Consider the following 26,845-nt stretch of genomic DNA (forward strand, 5'->3'; position numbering starts at 1 on the left):
CCGGCCTCAGCTGCCGGCCAGCGGCAGGGTGACGCTGAACAGGGCGCCATTGCCGGGCTGGCTTTGCAGGGTGATGGCGCCGCCATGCGCGTCCACCAGCTGCTTGGTGATGAACAGGCCCAGGCCCAGGCCGCCCGTGCGGTCCTGGTGCACGACGCGTTCGAAGGCGTCAAAGATGCGCTCCTGGTCGCGGCTGTTGATGCCGATGCCATGGTCGCGCACTTCGATGACGGCGCTGTTCTGCGTATGGCCCAGGCTGATCTCCACCGGCTGGCCCTGGCCGTAGCGCACGGCGTTGCTGATCAGGTTGACGACGATCTGCTCGACGCGGAAGGCGTCCCAAAAGCCGTGGATCGGCTCGAAGGCCAGCACTTCGAGCACGCTGCCCGTGGCGGCCGCGTGCGGACCGAGGTCGTCGGCCACCCTGCGTACCAGGCTCGTCAGGTCGACGGCTTCGCGGCGGATCGACAGCTTGCCGCTGCTGATGCGCGAGACGTCGAGCATGTCGTCGATCAGGCGCACCATGCTGCGGATCTGCCGCCCGTCGCGCGCCACCATCTTGTTCAGCTTGTCCGGTTCGAAGGCGGCCAGGTTGCCCCGTTCCAGGTTGACGGTGCGCATCTGTGTTTCCAGGAACAGGGTGTTCAAGGGCGTGCGCAGCTCATGCGCCACCATGGACATGAACTCATCGCGCAGGCGCAGCGAGCGCTGCAGCTCCGCTTGCGTGGCGCGCAATTCCTTCAGCAGCGCTTCCTGCTGCTGGCGGCTGTATTCGAGGGCCTGCACCTGGCGCCGGGTCTCGCTGCGCTGCTGGTGCAGGGCGACAAACACATTGACCTTGCTTTGCACGGCATTGATGTCAAGCGGCTTGTGCAGGAAATCGACGGCGCCGCTTTCATAACCCTGGAAGGCGAAATTCATTTCCTTGCCGGCCGCCGTGACGAAAACGATGGGGATGTGGCGCGTCTTTTCCGTGCCGCGCATCAGCTGCGCCAGCTCGAAGCCATCCATTTCCGGCATTTGCACGTCGAGGATGGCCAGCGCGAAATCGTGTTCCAGCAGCAAGGCCAGCGCTTCTTCGCCGGACGAGGCCTGGTAGACGCTGCGGTCGCTCTCGCGGATCAGCGCGTTGAGTGCGCGCAGGTTCTCCGGCAAGTCGTCGACGATGAGTAATTTGGTACTGGTTTCAGTGTTCATGTTTCATTCCTGGCACTTGGCGTCCAGCGTAGTGGGATGCGGCGGGCGATGGCGCACGCTTGCGGTAGAGTTTTTCCTGCCCCGCCACGGGCTCGAAATCGGTGGCAAAGCGCGTAAACTGCACGCTTTCCTTGCTGCCCAGGCCGAGGAAACCCCGGTGGCACAGCGATTCGTGGAACAGGGCCAGCGAGCGTTCCTGCAAGGTCTTATTGAAATAAATCAAGACGTTACGGCACAAAACCAATTGCGTTTCGACGAAGACGCTGTCCGTGGCCAGGCTGTGGTCGGCAAAGTTGATCTTCTCGAGCAGGCGCGCGTCGAAGCGCGCCGTGGCGTGCTCCAGGGTGTAATACTCGCTCAGCTGGCCCAGGCCGCCCGCTGCCACGTAATTGTCCGCATATTCCTGCATGCGGTGCAACGGATAGGCGCCGCGCGCGGCCGTGGCCAGCGCCTGCGGATTGATGTCGGTGGCGTAGATGCGGCTGCGTTCCAGCAAGCCTTCCTCGTGCAGCAGTATGGCCAGCGACAGGGCTTCCTCGCCCGTGCAGCAGCCGGCCACCCAGATGGTGGGCGAGGGATAGGTCTTGAGCACCGGCACCACGTGTTCGCGCAAGGCGAGAAAAAAGGCCGGATCGCGGAACATTTGCGTGACGGGCACGGTCAAAATCTGCAGCAGTTCGCCAAAGCAGGCCGGCTCGTCCAGCACGCGCTGCTGCAAGGCAGCCAGATCCGCGCAATGCAAACGCTCGAGCGCGTGGTGCAAACGGCGCAGCTGCGATGCTGGCGAATAGTCGCGGAAGTCGTAGCTGTAGCGCTGATAGATGGCTTCCATCAGCGCCTGCAGTTGTGCGCGTTCCGTATCTTTCATGCCAGTAGGCATCAGCGGTACTCCGTCCGCCGGCGTTCCCACAGGCGCGCCATCAGATGCGTTCCATCTTCGGCATCCACACGCGCAGCAGCGAGTACAGGCGGTCCAGGTCGATCGGTTTGGCCAGGTAGTCGGAGGCGCCCGCCTGCAGGCATTCTTCCTGGTCGTTTTTCATGGCCTTGGCGGTGATGGCGATGATCGGCAGCTTGTTGTAGCGGCCATCGGCGCGGATCAGACGCGTCGCTTCCAGGCCGTCCATGCCCGGCATCATGACATCCATCAGGACCAGGTCGATATCCTCCGTGCTGTTGAGCTTGCTGATGGCTTCAAAGCCGTTGCGGCCGATTTCCACCACCACGCCTTTCTGTTCCAGCGCATTGGTCAGCGCAAAGATGTTGCGCACATCGTCGTCCACCAGCAGGATCTTGCGTCCTTCAAACACGCGTTCGCGGCTGCGCACCTGCTGCAGCATGCCCTGGCGCTCGCTCGACAGTTCCGATTCCACCTTGTGCAGGAAGAGGGTCACTTCGTCGAGCAGGCGCTCGGGCGAACGGGCGCCCTTGATGATGATCGAGCGCGAATACTTCATCAGGTCTGCTTCTTCCTCGCGGCTCAGGTTGCGGCCCGTATAGACGATCACGGGCGGGAACGAGCACAGTTCCTCGTGCTCCATGCGTTCGAGCAATTCGTTGCCCTGGATGTCGGGCAGCTTGAGGTCAATGATCATGCAGTCGAAAATCTGCGTCTTCAGCAATTCCAGCGCCTGTTCGCCCAGCGCCACGGCCGTGATTTCCACGTCGTCATCGCTGATCAGGTGCACCACGCTTTCACGCTGGCGTTCGTCATCCTCGACCAGCAGGATGCGTTTCATTTTCTGTGTGAACTTCGATTCGAGCTTGCGGAACACTTCTTTCAGCTGCTCGCGCGTGCGCGGCTTGGTGGCGTAGCCGATGGCGCCCAGCTGCATGGCTTCCTGCATCTGGTCATTGCCGGACACGATGTGCACGGGAATATGGCGGGTCAGCGGGTTTTCCTTGAGTTGCTGCAAGACCAGCAGGCCGGGACGGTCCGGCAAGCCCATGTCGAGCAGGATGGCGTCGGGCAGGAATTCTTCAGCCAGGCGCAAGCCTTCCTCGGCGCCATGCGCCACCAGGCAGCGGTATTGCATTTCGTGCGCCAGGTCGAACAGGATGCCGGCAAACGACGGCTCATCCTCAATCACCAGCACGGAACGCTGGCCGCTTCTGGGGGCGGGCGCGCTGTCGCGGTCATCCTGGAAGGTGGGCAAGGGCACGGGCTTGGCGGCGGGCGCTGCTTTCGGCACGGCAGCGGTGGCAGGCGCGGCATGTGCGGCCGCTTTCGCCGTTGACTGGAACGGTGCGGGCGCTGCTGCCGGCGCATCGGTCGGCACGGCGCGTTCCGGCATGCTGGCCGGCAGCACCAGGGTGAACGTGCTGCCCTGGCCTGGCGTGCTGGACAACTCGATGCTGCCGCCCAACAAGGCCGCCAGGTCGCGCGAAATCGACAGGCCCAGGCCCGTGCCGCCATAGCGGCGACTGGTCGTGCCATCGGCCTGGTGGAAGGCGTCGAAGACTTTCTGCTGCTGCTCGTCGGCGATGCCGATGCCGGAATCCTCTACCTGGAAGCGCACGTTGCCGGCTGCATCGGTGCCGACGTGCAGGGCCACGGTGCCCGCATCCGTGAATTTGATGGCGTTCGACAGCAGGTTTTTCAGGATCTGCTCCAGGCGCTGGCGGTCGCTGACAAAGGCGGCGGGCGCGTCGGGCGCAACGCTGACGTTAAAGGCCAGTTTCTTTTGCTGCGCTTGCGGGCCGAACAGCATCTTCATGCTGCTGAGCAGTTCGTCGAAGGGCACGCTCTCCGGCGTCAATTCCAGTTTACCGGCTTCGACCTTGGAAATATCGAGGATATCGTTGATCAGGGTCAATAAATCGTTGCCGGCAGAGTAAATGGTTTGCGCAAACGTTACTTGCTCTGGCGTCAGGTTGCCGCTGCTATTGTCGGACAGCAGCTTGGACAGGATCAACGAGCTGTTCAATGGCGTGCGCAGTTCGTGCGACATATTGGCCAGGAATTCGGACTTGTAGCGGCTGGCCCGCTGCAATTCTTCGGCGCGTGCTTCCAGCTGCGCGTGCGCCTGGCCGATGGCCATGTTTTTCTGGTCCAGCGACAGCGCCTGCACGGCCAGCTGTTCGTTCGACTGCTCCAGCGCCGACTTTTGCTCTTCCAGGTGGGCTTGCGACTGTTCCAGCACGCGCGACTGTTCGCCCAGCTCTTCATTGGCCGTGCGCAGCTCTTCCTGCTGCACTTCCAGCTCTTCATTCAATTGCTGGGTTTCTTCCAGCACGTTTTGCAGACGCTGGCGGTACAGCGCCGCTTCCACGGAAGTGCCGACATTCGCGGCGATCAGGTTCAGCAGTTCCTTGGCGCGCTGGCTGACGGGATGCGTAAAGCCCAGTTCGATCACGCCATTCACCTCGCCTTCATTATTTACCGGCGTCAAGACCAGCTCCAGCGGCGCACCGCGGCCCAGGCTGGACGTCACGGTCAGATAGTTGTCCGGCACCTGCTTGATGTGCTTGAGTTTCTTTTCGCGCGCCGTCTCGCCCACCAGGCCTTCGCCCAGCTTGAAGACCTGCTTGTCTTTCACGCCAGCATCGTTGAAACCGTACACGGCCGTGCGGCGCAGGCTGCCGTCGTCATCGGTGACATACAGGGTGGCCACGGCCACGTCCAGGCGGTTGGCGAGGAAATCGAGCACCTGCCGTCCCAGCTGCGGCAAGGCCAGCTGGCCGCTGGTGTGGGCCGCCAGCTCCGTCTGCCCCGTGCGCAGCCACGCTTGTTCCTGCAAGACGTCATTGTCCTTGCCGCGCTGTTCCAGCGCCTCGTTGTAGATGTCGGACAGGCGCAGCAGTTCGCGCCGGCCCAGGTAGGCCAGCATGCCGGACAGTCCCAGGCTGAGGAGCAGGAACACGACCACCGCCTGGATGGTGCGGCTTTCCGCCGAATCGGCCCGTTCCTGGCGCAAACGCTGCTCCATGGCCAGGAAGGAGAGGAATTCGCGGCGGATCTCATCGAATTCCAGCTTGCCTTCGCCCTGGCGCACGCGCGCGAGGAATTCCTGGTTGCTGCGGCGCTGGCCGATCACGCTTTCCGCATAGTCGAGCCATTGGCCTTGCAGCGCGCGGATGCGGCGCAGCCGGTCCACCTGCATGGGGCTGTCGGACACCAGTTCGAGCAGGGTATTCATTTCCACGGCAATCTTCGCCTTGCCCGATTTGTACGGGGCAAGGAAGGTTTCATCGCCCGTCAGCAAATAGCCGCGCATGCCCGTTTCCAGGTCCACGGACAGTTTCATGACCTCGTTGGCGTTGCCGATGACCCTTTCCGAATGCTCGACCGAGCGCAGCGCGGAAAGCAGGTAGGCGATCAAACCAACAAAGACGAGGGCGGTGACGACCCCGATGACGAGTGGCAAGGTGACGTTGCGGGCCAGGATGCGGCGGAAGCTGAAGGAGTCGATCGGAGTCTTGGTATTCATCTTGTCCGTGGAGATATGAGCGGGTGAAATAGTTTAACTGAAATGCAATATTTTTGATGCGTCCGCGTGCGGCAGGCGCTAGCATAGCAGGCAGGGAAGGGCGCGCGCCCCTGCATGCTCGTATCGCAGTCAAAAGATGGGAGATTTATGCATCCAGCAGTCATCGCCTGCGCGCTTGTCGCCAGCCTCGTACCCATGGGGGTCCGGGCGGTCGTGCTTGGCAACCAGCAAAGCCAGGAGCTGGCGCAGCGGGGGCTGACCTTCGTGACCAAAGGACAATTGCCGGAGGCGCGGGAGCAGTTCGAGCTGGCGGCCAAGGCCGATCCGCTTGCCTCGAATCCCGTGGGCTCGTTGGCCTTGCTGTATTACATCGTGTCGGATGCCAACAACCTGGACGACAAGCAGCGCCAGGCGGCCCGCAAGTCCGCTGCCGAGATGGCACGGCGGGCACTCGCGCTCGATGCGCAAGATCCACTGGCACAGGAAGTGGCGCGCCGGCTGGCAGGTGGCGGCGTGCGCGCCAAGTACGCGCCGGCTGGCAACGCCATGCAACTGGTGGTGGAAGGCGAGCAATTGTTCAGCCAGAAGGAATATGCTGCCGCCTTGCAAAAGTACAAGCAGGCCATCGCCGTCGATCCTGGCTTTGCCGATGCCTGGCTGTTTGCGGGCGATTGCTATTTTGTGCAGCGCCAGTGGGAGCCGGCCGCCGAGCACTTCCGCAAGGCGGCACAGATCGAACCCCTGCACGAGCAGGCATGGCGCTACCTCGCCGATGCCTTGCAGGAACAGCAGAAATGGCCGGAAATGGCGCTTGCGCTGGTCGGTGCCATCGGCGCCCATCCCGACCAGCGGTCGGCCTGGCAGCGGATGGAGCAATTCCAGGCCAATCACGGCATCCCCATGATATCGCTGAACTTGAAGCCGGGGGCGACGGGTGGCATCGATGCGGGGACGGGCCAGGCCACTGTGCAGATCCAGGCCGAGGCGACTGCGGGCGATGCCGATGCCGGCAGCTTCGACGGCGCGTTCTGGATGGCGCTGGCGGCGGGCCAGGTGAATGCGGCGGCCGCCGTGCAGCGCGGCGACAAGACGGCGTTCCAGGCAGACCTGGAGGCCTGGAACGCCGCTTTCCTGGTCCTGGACAAGATGGCAGGAACCAGGCTGGAGCGGCTGCGCGATCCGGCCCTGCGCATTCTGCGTTCCCTTTCCTTCAAGGGCGAGCTGGAGCCGGCGCTGTTGCTGCTGCAATACAAGGAAGCCTATCGCCCCGCGCTGGAAGCATGGAAGACGGCCCATCCCGGAGGCGTCGGCAAATTCATCGACACCTGGCATCTGATGCCATGATTTGATCTGCATCAAGCGCCCACCATGGCCATCGCCTAGCATGTATGCACCGGCATGGCCGGCCCCGGACGCGACGCTTGCGTCCGCCGCTGCCGGCCATGTGCTCACATGGACATGCCAGCAAGGAGGACATCATGGCCAATCAATTGATACACCGCGATCCACAGCGTTCGCTGGCGCGGCTTGACCCGTTCAGCGACATGGAAGAATTCATGCACGACTTTTTCGCACCCGCCTTGCGCTTGCGCGATGGCGCTTCGTCACGCATGCGCGCCGACATTTCGGAAACCGAGCAAGCCTATCAGGTACAGGCGGACATTCCCGGCGTCAACAAGGACGATATCAAGGTGTCCATCGACGGCAACCGCGTCTCCATCAGTGCCGAACTCAAGGATGAAAGAGTGACGCGCGACGGTGGCGGCAAGACCGTGCGCAGCGAACGCGAGTACGGGCAGCAATACCGCAGCTTCGTGCTGCCGCACGAGGTGGACGAGGCGGGCGCCCGTGCGCGCTATGAAAATGGCGTGCTGCTGCTGGATTTGCCGAAGCGGGCAGGCACGGGAGGCAGGCAGCTGGAGATCCAGTGACCGGCTGATCCAGTGCGCAGGTCAGATTAGCGCAGCGTAATCTGACAATCGTCGTGGCGGCCCTGTCGGCTTACGCCCTGCGGGCTAAGCCGACCTACGAAAAACCCCCGGACGGTGGCGGCGTTTTTGGGGTGATTTGGGGCGATGTTGATAGCAGCGCGCTGCCACCCCAATGGCCAGCATATATGCGAGGTTTCGCTGCGTAGGTCAGATTAGCGCAGCGTAATCTGACAATCGTCGTGGCGGCGCCTGTCGGCTTACGCCCTGCGGGCTAAGCGACCTGCTGAAAAAAAACGCGGGGCAGTGCCGGCGTTTTTGCGAGGATTTGGGACGATTGAGGGTAGCAGCGCGCTGCCACCCCAATGGCCAGCATATATGCGAGGTTTCGCTGCGCAGGTCAGATTAGCGCAGCGTAATCTGACACTCTGCGTGGCGGCGCCTGTCGGCTTACGCCCTGCGGGCTAGGCCGACCTACGAAAAAAACGCGGACGGTGCCGGCGTTTTTTTTTGGGGATTTTTTTTGGGGGGGGCAGCGTATTGCCACCCCCATTGCTTCTGTATATATGTCAGCCTGTCTGTCAGTCGCGGATTTCCAGCGCCCGGTTCAGGCTCAGGGCGGCCAGCGAGGCGACGGCGCCCGACAACAGGTAGAAGCTGACATACGCAAGGCCGAAGTTGGCCGACAGGCCCAGCGCCACCAGCGGGGCGAAGCCGGCGCCGACCAGCCAGGCCAGGTCGGACGTCAGGGCTGCACCCGTGTAGCGGAAGCGGGCAGGGAAGTTGGCCGTCACGGCGCCGGCTGCCTGGCCGTAGGACAAGCCCAGCAGGCTGAAGCCGACGAGGATGAAGACGTCCTGGCCCGTATTGCCGCCGCCCATCAGGGTCGGCACGAAGGCGCTGAAGATGGCGATCAGCACGGCCAGCACGCCCAAGGTGGTGCGGCGGCCCACTTTATCGGCCAGCAAGCCCGAGATCACGATGCCGACGGCGGCCAGCACGGCGCCCAGCATCTGGATTTGCAGGAAATCCGAAGCCGAGCGCGTCTGGTAGACGGAAATCCACGACAGCGGGAATACGGTGACCAGGTGGAACAGCGCGTAGCTGGCCAGCGCGGCAAGGGCGCCGATCAGCACGTTGCGGCCCTGGCCGCGGCCCATTTCAAACACGCTCACGGGCTGCAGTTCGCGTTCATCGAGCAGGCGCGCATATTCATTCGTCGACACCAGGCGCAGGCGGGCAAACAGGGCCACCACGTTGATGGCGAAGGCCACATAGAACGGATAGCGCCAGCCCCAGTCGAGGAACTCTTCATCCGACAGCGTGATCAGCATGAAGCAGAACAGGCCGGCGGCGAGCAGGAAGCCGACGGGCGCGCCCAGCTGGCCCAGCATGGCGTACCAGCCGCGCTTGTTTTCCGGCGCGTTCAGTGCCAGCAGCGACGGCAGGCCATCCCACGAGCCGCCCAACGCCACGCCCTGGCCGATGCGCAGCACGGACAGCCAGATGATGGCGGCAAAGCCCAGGTGGGAATAGGTTGGCAGGAAGGCGATGCCGGCCGTCGATACGCCCAGCAGGAAAAGGGCGATCGTCAGCTTGGCGCTGCGCCCCATGCGGCGCTGGATCTCCATGAAGATCACGGTGCCGAACGGACGCGCGATGAAGGCGAACGAGAAAATCAGGAAGGCATATAATGTGCCCTCCAGGCGTTCTTCGAATGGAAAGAAGACGCGCGGAAACACCAGCACCGAGGCGATGGCGTACACAAAAAAGTCGAAGTATTCGGAGGCACGGCCGATGATCACGCCGACGGCGATCTCACCGGGGTCGATGTGTGACTCGACCAGGCCGGCCCCGCGTGCGTCGCGCAGGGAGTGGGGGGAAAAGTCAGCGGGTACATCCCCGCTGTGTATGCGCGTGCTGGACATGATGATCGTCTCCAATATAGTTTCGAGTTCGGCCAACGCGTAACATACCCCGGGTGTCTCATGCCCGGAGTAGGACTATTCATCAGGTAGTTGTAGGAAAAATCCGCTACTGCCATGTGAAAGTCCGAGCAAGGGGGTGGACAAAACGTCCAATTGCCAACGCGCTCCAGTGAGAATACAGTACCATATCTTCATCCCCTGTACTGGACTTTCCTGTATGTTTTCATTAAAAGTTCGTCGCGGACTGCTTCTTTTACCTCTCGCATTGTTGGCTGGTTGCAATACGGTGGTACTGAATCCGTCCGGAGACATCGCAGTTCAGCAAGGCAATCTGATTGTCATCTCGACATTGCTGATGCTGTTGATTATCGTTCCGGTAATCGCCCTGACCCTGCTTTTCGCATGGCGCTATAGAAAAAACAACACCGCGGCCAAATACGAGCCGGACTGGGACCACTCGACTCGCCTCGAGCTGATTATCTGGGGCGCGCCTCTGCTGATCATCATCGTGCTGGGCCTGCTGACCTGGATCAGCACCCACACCCTCGATCCATACCGCCCATTGAGCCGTATCGACGCCAACCGCCCAATTCCTGCCAGCCACAAGCCGATGATCGTCGAAGTCGTGGCCTTGGACTGGAAATGGCTGTTCATCTACCCTGAGCAAGGTATCGCTTCGGTCAATGAATTGTATGCGCCCGTCGATCGTCCGATCCGCTTCAAGATCACCGCATCGTCCGTCATGAACTCGTTCTTCATCCCCGCACTGGCCGGTCAGATCTACGCCATGCCGGGCATGGAAACGCAGTTGAATGCCGTCATCAACAAGCCTGGTGTATACAAAGGCTTTTCCGCCAACTACAGCGGTGCCGGTTTCTCGGGCATGCGCTTCAAGTTCCACGGCGTGAATGATGCGGACTTCGACAAGTGGGTAGCCTCGGCACGCGCCGGTGGCGGCGCGCTGAACCGCGACGACTACCTGTCGCTGGCCCAGCCTAGCGAACGCGACCCCGTGCGCCGCTACAGCGCTGTTCCTAGCGACCTGTACAAGGCAATCCTGAACCGCACCATCGTTTCCGACGCCCTGTGCGTGACGCCGGTCGAGCCATACAAAATGACGGTGGCAGATAGCCCGGTAGCGGCCGTAACGGCAGTAGTCGCTAGCGATGCAGTGGTTGAAAAGGGCGTTCAAGCCAAGTAACGACTGCATGAATCCCGCAGCGCATGGTTTTAGCGCTGCAGATACTGGCGCCGCTTGCCTGGCGCCTCCCTTTTTTCTCTGAGAGTAACAATGCTAGACCATATTGATCTGACGAAGCTTATATTCGGCCGTCTGACTTGGGATGCAATTCCATTTCACGAACCTATCCTGCTGGTGACCTTTGCCATGGTTGCCCTGGGCGGTATCGCACTCGTTGCGGCACTGACGTATTTCCGCGTCTGGGGTACCCTGTGGCGCGACTGGATCACCAGTATCGACCATAAAAAAATCGGTATCATGTACATGATCCTGGGCCTGATCATGCTGCTGCGCGGCTTTGCCGACGCGCTCATGATGCGTACCCAGCAGGCAATCGCCTTTGGCGACAATGCCGGCTTCCTGCCACCGCATCACTACGACCAGATCTTCACCGCCCACGGCGTGATCATGATCTTCTTCGTCGCGATGCCTTTCGTGACGGGTCTGATGAACTACGTGGTGCCGCTGCAGATCGGCGCGCGCGACGTGGCTTTCCCATTCCTCAACAACTTCAGCTTCTGGATGACCACCATGGGCGCCGTCCTGGTGATGGCCTCGCTGTTCGTCGGCGAATTCGCCCGCACGGGCTGGCTGGCCTATCCGCCGCTGTCGGGCATCGTCGGCAGTCCGGACGTGGGGGTAGACTATTACATATGGTCCTTGCAGATTGCCGGGGTCGGGACGCTGTTGTCCGGTGTCAACCTGATCGCCACCATCGTCAAGATGCGCGCGCCGGGCATGACCTGGATGAAAATGCCGGTCTTCACCTGGACCGCACTGTGCACCAACATCCTGATCGTCGCCGCCTTCCCGGTGCTGACGGCTGTTCTGGCCATGCTGTCGCTGGACCGCGTTGCCGGCTTTAACTTCTTCACCACCGAACTGGGCGGCAACGCCATGATGTACGTCAACCTGATCTGGATCTGGGGCCACCCAGAGGTGTACATCCTGATCCTGCCACTGTTCGGCGTGTTCTCGGAAGTCGTCGCCACCTTCAGCAGCAAGCGCCTGTTCGGCTATGCGTCGATGGTCTACGCCACCTGCGTCATCATGATCCTGTCGTACCTGGTATGGCTGCATCACTTCTTCACCATGGGTTCGGGCGCCAGCGTCAACTCCTTCTTCGGCATCACGACGATGATCATTTCGATCCCGACGGGCGCGAAGATCTTCAACTGGCTGTTTACCATGTACCGCGGCCGTATCCGTTTTGAACTGCCTATGCTGTGGACGATCGGCTTCATGGTCACCTTCACCATCGGCGGCATGACCGGCGTGCTGCTGGCCGTACCACCAGCGGACTTCGTGCTGCACAACAGCCTGTTCCTGATCGCCCACTTCCATAACGTGATTATCGGCGGCGTGGTCTTCGGCGTGTTCGCTGCGATCAACTACTGGTATCCGAAAGCCTTCGGCTACAAGCTCGACGCGTTCTGGGGCAAGTGCTCGTTCTGGTTCTGGTTCGTCGGCTTCTACCTGGCCTTCATGCCGCTGTACGTGCTGGGCCTGATGGGCGTGACCCGCCGTGTCAACCACTTTGAAGATCCATCGCTGCAAATCTGGACCATCATCGCCTGGTTTGGCGCCGTCTCGATCGCACTGGGTATCGGCTCGCTGCTGATGCAGTTCTATGTCAGCTACCGCAACCGTCACGCCCTGCGCGATGTCACCGGCGACCCATGGGGCGGCCGTACGCTGGAGTGGGCGACCTCGTCGCCACCGCCAGACTATAACTTCGCCTTCACGCCGCAAGTGCACGAACTCGATGCATGGACTGACATGAAGAAACACGGTTACCAGCGTCCGACGTCCGGTTTCACGAAGATCCACATGCCGAAGAACACCTGGGCCGGTTTCGTGATCGCCGCACTGTCCGCACTGGTTGGTTTTGGCCTGATCTGGCAAATGTGGCTCGTCGCCGCCATCGGCTTCGTGATCATGTTGATCACCATCATCGTCCATACCTTTAACTACAAGCGTGATTACTACATTCCTGCGGAAGAAGTCGTCCGCACCGAAGACGCTTATACTAAATTGCTGAGCAGCCATGTCTGATACCATCGCCCATAACACCGGCGCCGCTGGCGCCGCACCAAGCTCGCGCAGCTACTTCGTGCGCGAGCACCACCCGGAAAACGGCAGCCTGCTGGGTTTCTGGCTCTACCTGATGAGCGATTGCCTGATCTTCGCCTGTCTGTTCGCTACCTATGCGGTGGTGGGCCGCAACTACGCGGACGGCCCGACGGGCGCCGCGTTGTTCGACCTGCCGCTGGTCGCCGCCAACACGGCCATGCTGCTGTTGTCGTCGATTACCTACGGCTTTGCCATGCTGGCCATGCAGCGCAAGAACTTGCGCAGCACCCTGGTCTGGCTGGGCATCACGGGCCTGTTCGGCCTGGCCTTCCTGTCGCTGGAAATGTATGAATTCGTGCATCTGATCCACGAAGGTGCCGGTCCGCAGCGCAGCGCGTTCCTGTCGTCGTTCTTCGCCCTGGTCGGTACCCACGGCCTGCACGTGATGTTTGGCGTGATCTGGCTCGTGACCCTGATGTTCCAGCTGAACAAGCATGGTCTGACCCCGGAAAACGGCCGCCGCATGATGTGCCTGTCGCTGTTCTGGCACTTCCTGGACGTCATCTGGATTGGCGTCTTCACCTTTGTCTACCTGATGGGAGTCCTGCCATGAGCGACCATACACACGGCGATAGCCACCACCATGACAACCACGATCATGGCAGCCTGAAAAGCTACGCCATCGGTTTCATCCTGTCGGTGATCCTGACGGCCATTCCTTTCTGGCTGGTGATGACGAAAGCCATCACCAACTCGGGCACCATGGGCCTGGTCCTGCTGGCGTTCGCGGCGGTGCAAGTGGTGGTGCACATGGTGTACTTCCTGCACATGAACACCAAGTCGGAAGGCGGCTGGAACATGATGGCGCTGATCTTCACCATCATGATCGTCGGCATTGCCATGGCCGGTTCGCTGTGGGTCATGTACCACATGAACCACAACATGATGCCGGATCTGATGCCTGAGTACATGCATACGAAAACGGCTCCATGATGAGTAATACGCGCCCTAGCAACACCGGGCGCGCCCCTGGCGCGGCATCGCAAGATGCCGCGCCAGGCCCACGCGGCATGGCTGTGCATTATTCAAAAATTGCACTGGCCTTGCTGGCGGGGATCGTTTTTGCCGGTTTCTGTGCCCTGGGCACCTGGCAAGTCAAGCGCCTGTTCTGGAAGCTTGACCTGATCGAGCGCGTCGAACAACGCGTACATGCGCCCGCAACGGACGCACCTGGACCCGCAGCCTGGGCCAAGGTCACGCAGCAAACGGATGAATACCGCCATGTGCGACTCTCCGGTACCTATCTCCCCATTTTCAATACCCTGGTGCAAGCGACGACGGCACTGGGCAGCGGCTACTGGCTGATGACGCCCCTGCGCCTGGCCGATGGCAGCACCGTGCTGGTCAACCGCGGCTTTGTACCCAAGCGCACCGGCATCGGCGCCAGCACCCCGGCCGGCATTGTGCAGGTCGACGGCTTGCTGCGCGTGAGCGAAACGGGCGGCGGCTTTCTGCGCGAAAACAGTCCTGCCACGCAGCACTGGTATTCGCGCGACGTGGCCGCCATCGCCGCCTCGCACATGCTCACCAATGTGGCGCCGTATTTTGTCGATGCGCAAGCAAAATCCGAAACGGCCGTTGACGCTCCCGTCGGCGGCCTGACCGTGGTTTCCTTCCACAACAATCATCTGGTGTATGCGCTGACCTGGTTCGCGCTGGCCCTGATGGTGGCGGGCATCAGCTGGTGGATCGTGCGCGAAGACAAGCGCCGCCGCGCGCGCCGCGCCGGTAATGCTGGCAACAACACTGTGGAAAGCGACCATGCCGGGCAGGATTGAGATCCTGCCCAACCGCGAGGTACTGGAACGCGGTGCGGTGGCGGCCGAGATGGAACATCCGGCCGGCCACCAGAACATGAAGCTGCTGATCCAGCTGCGCTGGCTGGCCGTGATCGGCCAGATCAGCACCATCTTCGGCGTGGGCGTAGGGCTGGGCATCGCCTTGCCTGTGCCCTACATGCTCGAAGTGCTGTCCTGCCTCATCGCCTTCAACCTGGCCAGCCTGTTGCGCTGGCATGAACGCCAGCCCGTCTCCAACACGGCACTGTTCCTCGCCCTGCTGGTCGACGTCACCGTGCTGACAGCCCAGCTCTATCTGAGCGGCGGCATCAGCAACCCCTTTGCCTTCCTGTATCTGCTGCAAGTCATCCTCAGCGCCGTGCTGCTGGAAGTGTGGTCGACCTGGATCATGGTGGCCATCACCAGCCTGTGCCTGGCCGGCCTGGCCTTGCTGCCCGGCCCCTTGATCCTGCCGATCGATCCGGAGCGGGGCTTTGCCAGCCTGTATGTGCAGGGGCTGCTGATCTGTTTCATCCTGAACGCGGCCTTGCTGGTGGTGTTTATCACGCGCATCAACCGCAACCAGCGCGCCGGCGACGCCAAGGTGGCCGACTTGCGCCAGCGCGCGGCGGAAGAAGAGCACATCATCCGCATGGGCCTGCTGGCATCGGGCGCCGCGCACGAACTGGGCACGCCGCTGGCAACCCTCTCCGTGATCCTCGGCGACTGGCGCCGCATGCCGGAACTGAGCAAGAATGGCGAACTGCTGGAAGAAATCACGGAAATGCAGGCGCAGTTGCAGCGCTGCAAGAGCATTGTCAGCGGCATTTTATTGTCGGCGGGCGAGGCGCGCGGGGAATCTTCCGTCAAGACGACGATCAATACCTTCCTCAACGACCTGGTCGACGAGTGGCGCGGCAGCCGCCCGATCCATGATTTCGAGTACGATAACCGCATCGAGCACGACGTCCCCGTGGTCTTCGATTCGACCCTGAAACAAACCATCTGCAACGTGCTCGACAACGCGCTGGAAGCGTCGCCCGACTGGCTGCGCTTTGAAGCCACGCGCGAAGCGGACGCCTTGCACCTGGTGATCACCGACGCGGGTCCCGGCTTCGAGCCGTCGATGCTGACGCACCTGGGCAAGCCCTACCAAAGCAGCAAGGGCAAGCCCGGCGGGGGCCTCGGCCTGTTCCTGGTGGTCAACGTCGCGCGCACCCTGGGCGGCACGGTGACGGCGCGCAACCGCGTGCAGGGCGGGGCGGTAGTGCACCTGGCCTTGCCGTTGGCGGCCATCAAACTGGAAAGAGAAAGCGACCACCATGCAGGATGACCGTCTGTTACTGATCGTGGAAGACGACGCCGCGTTTGCCCGCACCCTGGGCCGCTCGTTCGAGCGGCGCGGCTACCAGGTCATCCTGGCCACCAATTTCGACGAGGCCAGCGCCTTGCTGGAGCAGCATTGCCCCGACTACGCCGTCGTCGATTTGAAACTCAATGGCAATACCTCGGGCCTGGCCTGCGTGCAGATGCTGCACCAGCACGACCCGGAAATGCTGATCGTCGTGCTGACCGGCTACGCCAGCATCGGCACGGCCGTCGAAGCCATCAAGCTGGGCGCCTGCCAGTACCTGGCCAAACCGTCGAACACGGACGATATCGAAGCGGCCTTCGGCCACATCGCCGGCAATGCCGACATCGAACTGACCAACCGCGCCACCAACATCAAGACCCTGGAATGGGAACGCATCCACGAAATGCTGGCCGAGACGGACTTCAATATCTCGGAAACGGCAAGGCGGCTGGGCATGCACCGGCGCACCCTGGCGCGCAAGCTGGAAAAGCAGCGGGTGAAGTAGCCGCCTCGATCATGCGTCGCGGGCACGTGCGCCTGGCGTGCAATTTCCGGCCGCCTGGCTGTCCGGGCTGCACCCAGGAGCAGTCGCTGCAGCCTGCTTGACCTTTTGCGCAGCATACTTCTGAACGAAGTCTCTGGCTTCGGCCAGGGTGGCGGGATAGCGGACGGCTTTCATGCCGCCACATGCGGGTTCGTAGACCGAGTAAAAGCGAAAGCCATGCCCGATCAAGAACCGGATCTTTGCCCATTGCGCCGCATCCCGTGCGGGAGGTGCGGAAAATTTCCGGCTCAGCATCACCAAAGCGGCGCGGCACTGCGGACAACAACGTTCTTCTGTCGTGGCCGGATACTTGAATGACTTCCTGCAGTGCAGGCAAACATGGGGGAAACGAAACGCTTGTATATGTTTCAGCTTTGGAAAAAGCTGGTGATGACGATAATTTCCCATCGGCGATCTCATTAAATTTTCACGCTTGCACCCACGTGGGCGTGCTGTGCGTGTCGCGCGCGCATGCGCAGGAAGATGCGTTTCTGGCAGCAGGACAATTCAGCCAGGTCATGCCGCCGCCAGCCACGCCATCTTCTGCACCTGGATATGCGGATGGCTTTCCAGCGCTTCCCATTCCGGTAAAAAGACAAAACCCTGTTTCTGGTAGAACGCCGCCGCGCGCGCATTTTCCTGTGCGACGTCCAGCACCAGCCGCGCGTGGCCGTTGTGCACGGCGCACTGTTTGACGGCATCGACGAGGGCCGCCGCCACGGCCATGCCGCGATATTCTTGCTGTACCCACATGGCGATCAGGTGGCACTCGCCATTGCCGGCGACCACCTGTGCGGCCAGGCCGATGGATTGCTCGCCGTCAAAGGCGAGGAAGAAGGTGCGCTGCGGCGTGCTGACCGAGCGTTGTTGCCAGTCTGCGTCGCTAAAGCGGGCCGCGCTGGCGTGGCTGGCGCCAAAGGCGGTTGGAGCGTCGAGCAGGGCGGCCAGGCGCGCCGCTTTCAGGGCCGGCCAGTCGGCGGCATCGGTGGGGCGGATGATGATGTTGTTCAAACCTGTGTGATTCCTTAGCTGGTGGGTGCGGCCGTGGACGACGAAATCTTCTTGTACGCTTCAGCCAGCATGGTCACGGTGGCGACGTCGTTGACGCTGCGCGCTTCGATCACCGTCTCGCCGGAAGCGATGCTGACATCGCCGTTCGCATAGCTGGCAGGAAAGCGCCGCTCGGTAATCTTGTTGGACAGGACATTGCGCGTATAGCGCAGCGCGACAAGCCGCTCGCCTTCCTGTTTGATGACGACGTAGTTCGGTACGCTGGTGCGTTCCAGTTTCCAGGTGCCGATAAAGTCTTCCACAGGGGCGGCGCTGGCATTGGCAAGCAGCACGCAGGCGGCGAAGGTGCCCAGGAGCAGTTTTTTCATGGTGATGACAGTCTATGCAAAGGTGGCCGCAGCGCAGGAAAATACGTCACATTGCCTGAATGGCGTGCTGCTGGCAAAAGAACAGCGCCGGCCATTTAAGTATTTGATAATATTAACAGGATCACTGCCTTCTCTGCCGCCGTTCGCACAATTTTGCTCACGCCTTGTTGCAGGCTCGCCCGGACAGTTCCAGCAACGCCTTTGCCTGGGCTACCACCAGGAGCCCTGCGCGGTAAAAGGCATCGGACGAAGCGCTGACGTCGTCGGCCAGCACTTCCGTGATCCACACGCCGTTGCTTGCCAGATACTGCGGAAAAGTATCCTGCATGCCCTCGTGCCAGCCTTGCAGAATGGCGGCCTGGTATTCATCGGGACACGCCACCTTCCAATGGATGCCAGCTTCCTGATTGTCATGACACTGAATGCGCAATCCTGCCGCGCGGAAGCGCCTGCCGAGGTGCTGGCTGAACCAGGCGAGATGTTCTATTTGCAAGGGAATGCCGATACGCTCAGTTGTCATGACTGGTCCCATATTTCGATCGTCAACACCTGCCCGGGCACGCAGGCCGCGATGCGTTCTGGGTGCACGGTGATGCTGCCTGGCCAGCCCGTGGGCTTGTCTTGCGGGAATTCGCCATCCTGCGCTTCCGCGATGCCGGCCAGCAGCAGGGGGGCAATGTCCTCCGATAGCGCCGTGTAGCGGTTGGGAAAGCCGTTCGACGACAGCTGGGTCGCCTTGCCATCGTGGCACAGCTGTGCGATCCAGTCGGCGCCGAACAGGCCCGCTTCCCAGGTGGCGAGAAACGCTTCCTTGTTGACCTGCGTCATGTCGGCCATGCGCTCCGGCGTGTCTGTCGAAATAATGGTCCACCAGCCTGACATGGGCATTCCTTGTAAAAAGTAAAATTTAACGGGTCATGGCGCGGCGCAGCAGGTAGCTGAGGCCGTCCACTGCCGCCACCATCAGCAGCATGGCGATGATGACGGTGGCCGCGCTCTGCATCTGGAACAGCGACAAATGGTATTTCAGCATCTGCCCCAGGCCGCCCGCGCCGACGACGCCGAGGATGGCGGCGGCGCGGATATTGTTTTCCCAGCGGTAAAGGGTGTAGGACATCATTTGCGGGCTGCATTGCGGCAAGGTGGCGTACAAAAACGCCACGGCCGGGCGGGCGCCATTGATGCGCAGGGTGGCGGCCGGCAGCGGCGGGCAATTCTCAAACGCATCGGCAAACAGCCGCCCCAGCACGCCGACCGTGTGCAAGGCCAGCGCCAGGGTGCCGGCGAATGGGCCCAGGCCGGCGGCGATCAGCAGGATCGACGCCCACACCAGTTCGGGAATCGAGCGCAGCACATTCAGGACCGCGCGCGTGGCATTGCGCGCCAGGGAGCCAAAGCGGCCGCTGGCGGGCAGGGCCAGCAGCGCGCCCAGGATGGCGGCGATCAGCGTGCCGATGGCCGACATGGCCAGGGTCTCGAAGGTGGCCACGCCAACTTTGATCAGGAAGTTGGGCGCCAGTTCCGGCGGCGCGAAGCCATGCAGGAAGTCGGCTGTCGTGCGCACGGCGTCGGCGCTGAAGAATTCTCCCCATTTCAGGGGCAGGGTGGCGAAGCTGGCGATGACCAGCAGCAATAAGCCGCACAGCAAGGCCCAGGTCGACCAGCGCACGGGCACAGCGGCAGGCAATGCTGGCTGCAGGCGGGCATCCAGATGCTTCATGCCAGCCTCCGGCGCAGCATGGCGGAGACGGCGTCGGCACCAGCCACCAGCAGCACGAAGACCATCAGCATGGTGGCCAGTTCGCTGCCTGCCATCATTTTCATCGATTCATCCATGCGCTGGCCCAGTCCGCCCGCGCCGACAAAACCCATGACGACGGAGCCGCGGATCGCACATTCCCAGCGGTAAATCGTGTACGACACCAGTTCGGCGGCAGACTCGGGCAGGGCGCCATACAGCAGGGCCTGCAGGCGGCCACCGCCGTTGTTGAGTATAGTGTTGCAGGCGGCCGCATCCGACGATTCAAGGATTTCCGCATACACCTTGCCCAGCATGCCGCAATAGGTGAGGGCGATGGCGATTACGCCCGCCGTCGGCCCCAGGCCCACGATGCGCACCAGCAGCAAGGCCCACACCAGTTCAGGCACGCTGCGCAGCAGTACCAGCAAGGCGCGTACGGCGTGGCGCACGCTGGCGGCCAGCGGCGATACCCGGCCTGAGCCGATGCGCGAAATCGACAATCGCTCCGTTACCAGCAGGGTCAGCGGGATGGCGCCCAGCATGGCCAGCGCCATGCCGGCCGTGGCCATGGCAATGGTTTCCCAGCTCGATACGGCCACCAGTTGCAAAAATTCCAGCGAGTGGGCCGGCGGCACGAAGCTGGCAAGGAATTGCCAGGTGGCGGCCAGGCTTTGCGCGTCGAATAAAATCCACGGCTTGAATTCGGCCTGCACCAGCATCGGCCACAGCACGAGCAGCACCACGGCGGCGCCGGCCAGGCGGCCGCGCCAGGCGGGGTCGCGCGGCATGGCGGGGTTTGCGGTCTTCAGCAACGGGGCCTCGCCGCATTGAGGTCAATATCGATGGGCTCGAAGTCGGGCGACGTGTCCATCTTGTTGCGATACAACTGCTCGATCAAGGCATCGCTGACTTCGCTGCTGGGTAAGTCGAACACGACCTGGCCATCGCGCAAGGCGATGATGCGCGCAAAGCAGGCGCGCGCGATCTCGACCTGGTGCAGGCTGCAGATCAAGGTGGCGTTGCGTGCCTGCGCTTCCGCCTGCAGCACATGGATCGTCTGCACTGCGAGAGTGGGGTCGAGCGCGGACAGCGGTTCGTCAACGAGGAAAACCTCGGCATTTGAAACGAGGGCGCGGGCCATGCCGCAGCGCTGGCGTTCGCCGCCGGACAGGCGGTCGACGCGCGCATACAGTTTGTCCTGCAGGTTGAATTTTCCCAGCGCTTCCCACGCGGCGCGCGGATCGACGGGGGCCAGCAGCGAGCGGATGGCTGTCCATAGACTCCATTGCGGCAGGCGGCCCGCCAGCACGGCGTTGACCACGCGCTGGCGCGGCGGCAGGGGCGGCGTCTGCGGCGCCAGGAACATGCGCGCGCGCAAGGCGTGGCGTTCACTACTGGCAATCTGCCATGGGGAACTGCCGAGGATATGCAGGCTGCCCGATGCCGGGCGCAGCGCGCAGGCCAGGGTATGCAGCAGGCTGGTCTTGCCGGCGCCCGAGGGGCCGATCAGGGCGATCTGTTCACCTTGGGCCACGTCCAGGCTGAGCTCGCGCAGCGCCAGTGCATGAGCAGCGGCGCCCGCGTGGTGGACGCTGACCTTGTGAAGTTGGAGTGTCATGCGATGTGTCGGTTTTTCGGTGGCGGTGTCGGATTACGCGGCTGCGCCGCTAATCCGACCTACGCCATCCAACGGCAGCGTAGGTCGGATTAGGCCGGAGGCCGTAATCCGACAACATTGTTGGCATTATTGCTGGTGTCGGCTAACGCATCGGCCTACATTACTTCAACAGCTTCGCATCGCGCGCGGCCGCTTCGATATCCTTGTAGTTCTCGGCCTTGGTCGGGATGAACTTGGTGGCGCGCTGCAGTTCCAGGATTTCCTTGCCTTCCGGCGTGGCAGGGTCCAGCGCCAGGAAGGCGTCCGTCAGCTTCTTGCGCACGACGGGGTTCATGTCGGCGCGCACGCTCCAGTTGTAATCGTAGTAGCCGGGAGTCGTGTAGAACACGCGCACCTTGGCCGGATCGACCTTTTTCGCTTCGACCAGTTTTTCCCAAACGGAAATGTTTAAAGTGCCCGCATCGACCTTGCCGCCAGCGACAGCGGCGACCGTGGCGTCATGCGCGCCCGAGAAGGCGATGCGCTTCATATCGGTATCCGGGTTGATCTTGGCGGCCAGCAAGTAGTAGCGCGGCATCAGGTGGCCGGAGGTCGACGATTCCGAGCCGAAGGTGAAGTTCTTGCCCTTCAGGTCGGACAACTGGTTGATGTCCTTGCTGGTGGTGACGAACACCGAGCGGAATTTCGTGTCTTCCTCGCGCTGCACCAGCGGCACGATCTTGCCGCCGCTGCGCACGTTGGCTTGCACGAAGGTAAAGCCGCCGAACCAGACCATGTCGAGCTTGTTATTGATCAAGCCTTCCACGGATGCCGCGTAATCGGTGACGGGCGTAAATTCCACCTTCATGCCCAGCTTTTTCTCCAGGTAGCTGCCCAGCGGCTTGAACTTGCGCTGCAATTCCGTCGGCGCTTCGTCGGGAATGGCGGACACGCGCAGCACTTGCTGCGCCTGTGCGATGCCGCTGTGGATGGCCAGGGTGGCGGCGACGGTGGCCACGATGGCAGGGAATTTGGAGAATGTGGTCATGGAACGGCCTTTGAAATAGTTGTACATTAAATTACGGAAACCCCGGTCGTGCCTTCCAGCACGTCGCCAATCACCGTGGCGTCGGCAAAGCCTTCTGCGCGGAAAATCGCCAGGACGTCCTCGACAGCTTCCGGCGCGCACGCCACCAGCAGCGGGCCGGCCGTTTGCGGGTCTGTCAGGATCGCCTTGTCGATGGCGCTCAGGCTGTCGGCCAGCGCTACTTGCGCGCCGTAGCCTTGCCAGTTGCGGCTTGAGGCGCCCGTGATGTTGCCGTTTTCGGCCAGTTGCTGCACTTGCGGCAGCAGCGGCACGTCGTTCATCGCGATGCGCGCCTGCACCTTGGCGCCGCGCGCCAGTTCCAGCGTGTGGCCAAGCAAGCCGAAGCCCGTCACGTCCGTCAATGCATGCACGCCGTCCAGCAGGGCCAGTTTCTTGCCCGGGGTATTGAGTTTGGTAGTGTTGTCGATCAAGGAGGCATAGCCGTCCTTGTCCAGCGCGTTTTTCTTCAGCGCGGTCGACAGGATGCCCACGCCGATGGGTTTACCCAGCACCAGCTTGTCGCCGGCGCGCGCGCCCGCGTTGCGTTTTACCTGCGATGGATGGACCAGGCCCAGCACGACCAGGCCATAGATCGGCTCGACGGAATCGATGGTGTGGCCGCCGGCGATGGGAATGCCGGCCTGGGCGCAGATGGTTTCGCCGCCCTTGAGGATCAGGCCGATGGTTTCCACCGGCAGCTTGTTGACGGGCATGCCGACCAGGGCCAGCGCCATGATGGGCGTGCCGCCCATGGCGTACACGTCGGAAATGGCGTTGGTGGCGGCGATGCGGCCAAAGTCGAATGGATCGTCGACGATGGGCATGAAGAAATCCGTGGTGGCGATCAGCGCCTGCTCGTCGTTGAGCTGGTACACGGCCGCGTCATCGGAAGTCTCTATGCCGACCAGCAATTCCTTCGGCAGGGGAAAGCCGCCGCTGCCTTTCAGGATCTCGGCCAGCACGCCCGGCGCGATCTTGCAGCCGCAGCCGCCGCCATGGGCAAATTCGGTCAATCGGATGGGGGTATTGGGTGTTGCTGCGCTATCTGACATGGGAGTTCCTGCTGATGTTGTGTACTGAAATATAAATGTTAGGAGAACATGCTTTAACCCAAGGCCAGGAACCGGGGGCGGACCCTGAGGGGCCGACCCCGGCAGTTTGCCGTTCGGGCATGAGCGGTTTCTAACACTACTCCTTGACGCCGACGATAGCACATAATGCCCGTGCGGCTTGCTCAAAAGCATGTTCGGAAATATCGGGCAGAACCAGCGGCGTGGCCTGGGCGTAGCGGCTGAAGTTGCGGGCGATCGATTGCCGGTAGACGGGATCGTAGTGCTGCACCAGCAGTTCTTCCACCAGCTCTGCCATGCTGCCCGCCGTGGCCAGCTGCTGCCAGTGGGCGATTTTCTCCTTGCCATGCAGCTGCGTCAACAGGGCAAGCTGCACGTTCAGGCCGGCCGGGTCGGCCACGTAATGTGCATAGTCCTGCATCAGCAGTTGCACGCGCTGGGCGGTATCGAGGCGCACGTCGGTGCAGTCGGCCGCGCGCATCTTTTCCATCAGCGCGTCGGGCACGCGCAGGCGGCCCACTTTCTTGCTTTCGGATTCGATGAAGACGGGCAATGCCGGGTCGAAATGGCGCAGCTGCTGCCACAGCGCGCTTTCAAACGCCTTTTGCGACGGCTGGGCTTCCTCGGGCAAGCCGCCCAGCACGGAGCCGCGGTGGGCCGCCAGGCGTTCCAGGTCGATCACTTGCGCGCCTTGCCGGTCCAGCACTTGCAGCAAGCGGCTCTTGCCGCTGCCCGTCGGCCCGCACAGCACGTTGATGAAATCGAAGCGCGCGGGCAGGGTGGCCAGTTCGGCGTTGACGTGGCGCCGGTATTCCTTGTAGCCGCCGTCGAGCTGCGTGACGGGCCAGCCGATGCGCGCCAGGATATGCGCCATGGCGCCGCTGCGGTTGCCGCCGCGCCAGCAATACACGAGCGGCTGCCAGTGCTGCGCGTGGCCAAGGAAACCATCCTCGATATGGCGCGCGATATTTTTTGCGATCAGCGCCGCGCCCAGCTTCTTCGCTTCGAAGGCGCTGGTCTGCTTATACAAGGTGCCGACGCACACCCGCTCTTCATCGCGCAGCACGGGCAGGTTGATGGCGCCGGGCAAGTGGTCTTCCGCGTACTCGGACGGGCTGCGCACATCGATGATGGCATCAAATTCGCTCAGGCGTGGCAGGATATCGCTGAAGGGAAGGACTGCGGGGTATTTCATCAGGGCAAGGACGCTGGCGGGGGAAACACGTATTATCCCCGATAAACGGGCCCGGCGTGGGCAACTAGCCCAACAATTTGCCCAGCAGCGGCGCCAGCAGCACCGTCACGACGCCGGAAAAGATCATCGTCAGGCTGGCCACGGCGCCTTCTTCCGTGCCGACGCGGCGCGCCACGGACAAACCAAAACCGTGCGCCGCCGCGCCATACGGGGCGCCACGGGCGATGCGCATGCGCAGGGGCAGCAGTTTCAGCAGCGGCTTGCCCAGCATCAAGCCGAACAAGCCCGTCATGACGACGAAGATGCCCGTCAGCTGGGCCGAGCCGCCCATGTGGCGCGACGCTTCCAGCGCGAATGGCGTGGAGACGGAGCGCGCCAGCAGGCTGCGCGCCATGTCGCCGTGCACGCCCAGCAACTGGTCCAGCAGCAGGGTGGCGGCAACGGAGGCCACGATGCCGGCGCAGCTGCCCAGCGACAGGGCCAGCCAGTGTTTGCGGATCAGCTTGCGTTCCTGGAAGATGGGCAGGGCAAACGCGATGGTGGCAGGGCCCAGCAGCCACGGCAGCCAGCGCGTCTCGCCGAAATACGTGGCGAACGGCGTCGAGGTCGCTTGTACGATGACGATCAGGATCGCCGAGGTGCAGATGGCCGGCGTCAGCAGGAAGTGCGGGTGGCGCTGGTGCAGCGCCTGGTTGGCGTAGAACAACACCAGGGTCAGCAGCAGGAACAGCAGCGACAGCAGCAAGGTGTTCATGGCGCCGCCCGCATGGTGCGCTGGCGCAGCAGCTTGTTCAGGCGCACCTTGCGTTCATAGCGGCACACCCATTCCACCGTCAGGGCAGTGGCCAGCATCACGCTGGCAAAGCCCAGGCCGATATTCAGGAACAGGGTCAGGCCCTGGGTTTTCAATAATTCCGTAAACTGCACCACGGAAACGACCAGGGGAATGAAGAACAGCAGCATGTTGGCCAGCAGCCAGTTGGCGCCCAGCTCGATGGCGGCAGGCCGCACCCAGCCCGCCAGCAGCAGGACCACCAGCAGGGCCAGGCCCACGACGCCGCCGGAAAACGGCAGCTGCAGGGCGGACGCGGCCTGGTCGGCCAGCCACCAGGCGGCAATCAGCACGCCCACCTGCCACACGGTATGCGCCGGCTGGCGCCAGGCTGGGGCACGGGTCATGGCAACGGCGGCGGGATGGTGCAAGGCTTTCACGGCGGGCTTTCAAAACGGCAGGGGAAGGTTGCATTGTAGAGAGCCAACATCAAAAGATAAAATGACTTAAACTCATAATTATCATTCGCTTTTGGAATGCATCATGGATATCCGCTCCTTGCGCTACTTCGTCGAAGTGGTCGAGCAGAACAGTTTTACGCGGGCCGCCGCCAGGCTGCACGTGACCCAGCCGACCGTCAGCAAGATGATCGCCCAGCTGGAGCAGTCGCTGGACCTGGCCTTGCTGGACCGTGCGGGCAAGCGCTTTACCCTGACGGACGCGGGTAAGGTGGTGCTGTCGCGCGCGCATGAGCTGCTGGCCCTGCACGCGGAACTGAAGGTGGAGTTGCGCGACTTGCAGCAGCTGGAGCGGGGAGAATTGCGCGTCGGCGTATCGCCGCAGACGCATGCCACCCTGGCGCCGTGGCTGGCCGAATACCACCAGCGCTATCCGGGCATCGAGCTGAAAATGTACGAGAGCGGCACGCAGGCCATCGAGCGCGACTTGCGCACCGGCACGGTGGAACTGGGCACCATGCTCGACTATCCGGGCAATGCCGCCACCTGGCAGGATTTCGAGGCGCTGCCGCTCGTGCGCTCACCGCTGTGCCTGCTGGCGGCGCCCGGCTCGCCGTGGCAAGGCCGCGCCAGCGTGGCCCTGGCGGAACTTGCCGGCAGTCCCTTCATTTTCTACGGCGCCGCGTTCGCCCTGAACGAGATCGTGCTCGACGCCTGCCAGCGGGCCGGCTTCGCGCCGCGCATCACGGGCCGCAGCGGCCAGTGGGATTTTATTGCCTCGCTGGTACGCCTGGGCGTGGGCGTGTGCTTGCTGCCCAAGATGTATTGCGACACGCTCGATGCCACGCAGTTTGACGTGATTGCCCTCGACGGCCCGCCCGTGGAATGGAATCTGATGCTGGCCTGGCGCCGTGGCGGCCGCCTGTCGTTCGCCGCCCGTGCCTGGCTCGACCTGGTCAGGGCGCACGTGGAGCGGCGCGGGCGATTACAATAGGCGCTTGCCAACCACCGCCA

At 62.5% G+C, this 26,845-nt stretch carries 27 protein-coding genes; 10 read left to right on the forward strand and 17 right to left on the reverse strand.

All coding sequences use genetic code 11. The features are described from left to right. Nucleotides 1-6: 6 nt before the first annotated feature. Genes JaAD80_RS21010 through JaAD80_RS21020 form a run of 3 tightly spaced genes read right to left on the reverse strand, consistent with a single transcriptional unit; the run spans nucleotide 7 to nucleotide 5,627 of the window. Entirely contained in the window at nucleotides 7-1,197 is a 1,191-nt protein-coding gene (locus JaAD80_RS21010; protein WP_102297024.1) for a hybrid sensor histidine kinase/response regulator, read from the reverse strand. Beyond that, nucleotides 1,187-2,065, reverse strand: coding sequence for a protein-glutamate O-methyltransferase CheR (locus JaAD80_RS21015; RefSeq protein ID WP_102297026.1), 879 nt, complete (start codon nucleotides 2,063-2,065; stop codon nucleotides 1,187-1,189). Before JaAD80_RS21015 ends, JaAD80_RS21010 begins: the two co-directional genes overlap by 11 nt. Before the next feature lie 52 nt (nucleotides 2,066-2,117). Then, on the reverse strand, nucleotides 2,118-5,627 hold the full coding sequence (locus JaAD80_RS21020) for a response regulator (RefSeq protein ID WP_102297029.1): 3,510 nt from the start codon (nucleotides 5,625-5,627) through the stop codon (nucleotides 2,118-2,120). A 147-nt stretch (nucleotides 5,628-5,774) separates the two neighbouring features. On the opposite strand from JaAD80_RS21020, the gene JaAD80_RS21025 reads away from it, so the two are divergent. Both JaAD80_RS21025 and JaAD80_RS21030 read left to right on the forward strand, forming a co-directional pair. After that, nucleotides 5,775-6,971 carry a tetratricopeptide repeat protein gene (locus JaAD80_RS21025; RefSeq protein WP_180979519.1) on the forward strand — a complete coding sequence of 399 codons (1,197 nt, stop codon included), beginning with the start codon at nucleotides 5,775-5,777 and terminating at the stop codon, nucleotides 6,969-6,971. Between the two features lie 134 nt (nucleotides 6,972-7,105). Further along, nucleotides 7,106-7,558 (forward strand): Hsp20/alpha crystallin family protein, encoded by a 453-nt coding sequence (locus tag JaAD80_RS21030; protein ID WP_102297089.1) that lies wholly within the window; start codon nucleotides 7,106-7,108, stop codon nucleotides 7,556-7,558. A gap of 578 nt (nucleotides 7,559-8,136) precedes the next feature. On the opposite strand, the gene JaAD80_RS21035 is transcribed toward JaAD80_RS21030, so the two are convergent. Beyond that, nucleotides 8,137-9,483, reverse strand: a complete 1,347-nt coding sequence (locus JaAD80_RS21035; RefSeq protein WP_102297091.1) for an MFS transporter — start codon at nucleotides 9,481-9,483, stop codon at nucleotides 8,137-8,139. Between the two features lie 217 nt (nucleotides 9,484-9,700). Here JaAD80_RS21035 and cyoA point away from each other — a divergent pair, with 217 nt between their 5' ends. The 7 genes from cyoA (at nucleotide 9,701) to JaAD80_RS21070 (ending at nucleotide 16,493) form a co-directional block, all read left to right on the forward strand. Beyond that, on the forward strand, nucleotides 9,701-10,684 hold the full coding sequence (cyoA, locus tag JaAD80_RS21040) for a ubiquinol oxidase subunit II (protein WP_258003110.1): 984 nt from the start codon (nucleotides 9,701-9,703) through the stop codon (nucleotides 10,682-10,684). Nucleotides 10,685-10,774: 90 nt separating this feature from the next. Then, nucleotides 10,775-12,778 (forward strand): cytochrome o ubiquinol oxidase subunit I, encoded by a 2,004-nt coding sequence (gene cyoB, locus JaAD80_RS21045; protein WP_102297038.1) that lies wholly within the window; start codon nucleotides 10,775-10,777, stop codon nucleotides 12,776-12,778. Continuing rightward, complete coding sequence (gene cyoC, locus JaAD80_RS21050) at nucleotides 12,771-13,409, forward strand: cytochrome o ubiquinol oxidase subunit III (protein ID WP_102297040.1); 639 nt, start codon at nucleotides 12,771-12,773, stop codon at nucleotides 13,407-13,409. The genes cyoB and cyoC overlap by 8 nt, the downstream gene beginning before the upstream one ends. After that, nucleotides 13,406-13,789, forward strand: coding sequence for a cytochrome o ubiquinol oxidase subunit IV (cyoD, locus tag JaAD80_RS21055; RefSeq protein WP_102297044.1), 384 nt, complete (start codon nucleotides 13,406-13,408; stop codon nucleotides 13,787-13,789). Before cyoC ends, cyoD begins: the two co-directional genes overlap by 4 nt. Beyond that, nucleotides 13,786-14,634, forward strand: a complete 849-nt coding sequence (locus tag JaAD80_RS21060) for an SURF1 family protein (RefSeq protein WP_102297046.1) — start codon at nucleotides 13,786-13,788, stop codon at nucleotides 14,632-14,634. Before cyoD ends, JaAD80_RS21060 begins: the two co-directional genes overlap by 4 nt. Continuing rightward, a complete protein-coding gene (locus tag JaAD80_RS21065; protein ID WP_102297048.1) occupies nucleotides 14,618-15,967 on the forward strand; it encodes an ATP-binding protein in 1,350 nt (449 codons plus the stop codon). The genes JaAD80_RS21060 and JaAD80_RS21065 overlap by 17 nt, the downstream gene beginning before the upstream one ends. Then, complete coding sequence (locus tag JaAD80_RS21070) at nucleotides 15,957-16,493, forward strand: response regulator transcription factor (RefSeq protein WP_102297051.1); 537 nt, start codon at nucleotides 15,957-15,959, stop codon at nucleotides 16,491-16,493. Before JaAD80_RS21065 ends, JaAD80_RS21070 begins: the two co-directional genes overlap by 11 nt. Nucleotides 16,494-16,502: 9 nt before the next feature. On the opposite strand, the gene JaAD80_RS30415 is transcribed toward JaAD80_RS21070, so the two are convergent. The 13 genes from JaAD80_RS30415 to JaAD80_RS21130 all read right to left on the reverse strand — a co-directional run bounded on the left by JaAD80_RS30415 (nucleotide 16,503) and on the right by JaAD80_RS21130 (nucleotide 25,780). Continuing rightward, nucleotides 16,503-16,940, reverse strand: a complete 438-nt coding sequence (locus tag JaAD80_RS30415) for a hypothetical protein (RefSeq protein WP_146012465.1) — start codon at nucleotides 16,938-16,940, stop codon at nucleotides 16,503-16,505. A gap of 108 nt (nucleotides 16,941-17,048) precedes the next feature. Further along, a complete protein-coding gene (locus JaAD80_RS21075) occupies nucleotides 17,049-17,543 on the reverse strand; it encodes an N-acetyltransferase (RefSeq protein ID WP_102297054.1) in 495 nt (164 codons plus the stop codon). A gap of 14 nt (nucleotides 17,544-17,557) precedes the next feature. Then, entirely contained in the window at nucleotides 17,558-17,911 is a 354-nt protein-coding gene (locus tag JaAD80_RS21080) for a hypothetical protein (RefSeq protein ID WP_102297055.1), read from the reverse strand. 157 nt (nucleotides 17,912-18,068) lie between these two features. Then, nucleotides 18,069-18,443, reverse strand: coding sequence for a hypothetical protein (locus tag JaAD80_RS30420; protein ID WP_146012466.1), 375 nt, complete (start codon nucleotides 18,441-18,443; stop codon nucleotides 18,069-18,071). Beyond that, complete coding sequence (locus JaAD80_RS21090; protein ID WP_102297061.1) at nucleotides 18,428-18,793, reverse strand: hypothetical protein; 366 nt, start codon at nucleotides 18,791-18,793, stop codon at nucleotides 18,428-18,430. Before JaAD80_RS21090 ends, JaAD80_RS30420 begins: the two co-directional genes overlap by 16 nt. Nucleotides 18,794-18,818: 25 nt before the next feature. Then, complete coding sequence (gene phnE, locus JaAD80_RS21095; RefSeq protein WP_102297063.1) at nucleotides 18,819-19,631, reverse strand: phosphonate ABC transporter, permease protein PhnE; 813 nt, start codon at nucleotides 19,629-19,631, stop codon at nucleotides 18,819-18,821. Further along, nucleotides 19,628-20,440: an ABC transporter permease gene (locus tag JaAD80_RS21100; protein ID WP_102297094.1), complete on the reverse strand. Its 813-nt coding sequence runs from the start codon at nucleotides 20,438-20,440 to the stop codon at nucleotides 19,628-19,630. Before JaAD80_RS21100 ends, phnE begins: the two co-directional genes overlap by 4 nt. Before the next feature lie 17 nt (nucleotides 20,441-20,457). Next, nucleotides 20,458-21,270 (reverse strand): phosphonate ABC transporter ATP-binding protein, encoded by an 813-nt coding sequence (locus JaAD80_RS21105; protein WP_102297064.1) that lies wholly within the window; start codon nucleotides 21,268-21,270, stop codon nucleotides 20,458-20,460. 160 nt (nucleotides 21,271-21,430) lie between these two features. Further along, nucleotides 21,431-22,297, reverse strand: a complete 867-nt coding sequence (locus tag JaAD80_RS21110; protein WP_102297097.1) for a putative selenate ABC transporter substrate-binding protein — start codon at nucleotides 22,295-22,297, stop codon at nucleotides 21,431-21,433. Between the two features lie 26 nt (nucleotides 22,298-22,323). Beyond that, nucleotides 22,324-23,388 carry a selenide, water dikinase SelD gene (selD, locus tag JaAD80_RS21115; RefSeq protein WP_102297067.1) on the reverse strand — a complete coding sequence of 355 codons (1,065 nt, stop codon included), beginning with the start codon at nucleotides 23,386-23,388 and terminating at the stop codon, nucleotides 22,324-22,326. A 136-nt stretch (nucleotides 23,389-23,524) separates the two neighbouring features. Continuing rightward, nucleotides 23,525-24,601, reverse strand: a complete 1,077-nt coding sequence (mnmH, locus tag JaAD80_RS21120) for a tRNA 2-selenouridine(34) synthase MnmH (RefSeq protein ID WP_102297068.1) — start codon at nucleotides 24,599-24,601, stop codon at nucleotides 23,525-23,527. Nucleotides 24,602-24,665: 64 nt separating this feature from the next. Beyond that, the gene (locus tag JaAD80_RS21125; protein WP_102297071.1) at nucleotides 24,666-25,355 is read right to left on the reverse strand and encodes an LrgB family protein; all 690 of its coding nucleotides are present in this window, start codon (nucleotides 25,353-25,355) and stop codon (nucleotides 24,666-24,668) included. Next, the gene (locus tag JaAD80_RS21130) at nucleotides 25,352-25,780 is read right to left on the reverse strand and encodes a CidA/LrgA family protein (RefSeq protein ID WP_258003111.1); all 429 of its coding nucleotides are present in this window, start codon (nucleotides 25,778-25,780) and stop codon (nucleotides 25,352-25,354) included. The genes JaAD80_RS21125 and JaAD80_RS21130 overlap by 4 nt, the downstream gene beginning before the upstream one ends. A gap of 136 nt (nucleotides 25,781-25,916) precedes the next feature. Between JaAD80_RS21130 and JaAD80_RS21135 the strand changes: the two genes are divergently transcribed. Then, nucleotides 25,917-26,825 carry a LysR substrate-binding domain-containing protein gene (locus tag JaAD80_RS21135; protein ID WP_102297099.1) on the forward strand — a complete coding sequence of 303 codons (909 nt, stop codon included), beginning with the start codon at nucleotides 25,917-25,919 and terminating at the stop codon, nucleotides 26,823-26,825. Nucleotides 26,826-26,845 lie beyond the last annotated feature (20 nt).

The organism is Janthinobacterium sp. AD80, from assembly GCF_002878455.1.
In the GTDB taxonomy this organism is placed as follows: domain Bacteria; phylum Pseudomonadota; class Gammaproteobacteria; order Burkholderiales; family Burkholderiaceae_D; genus Janthinobacterium.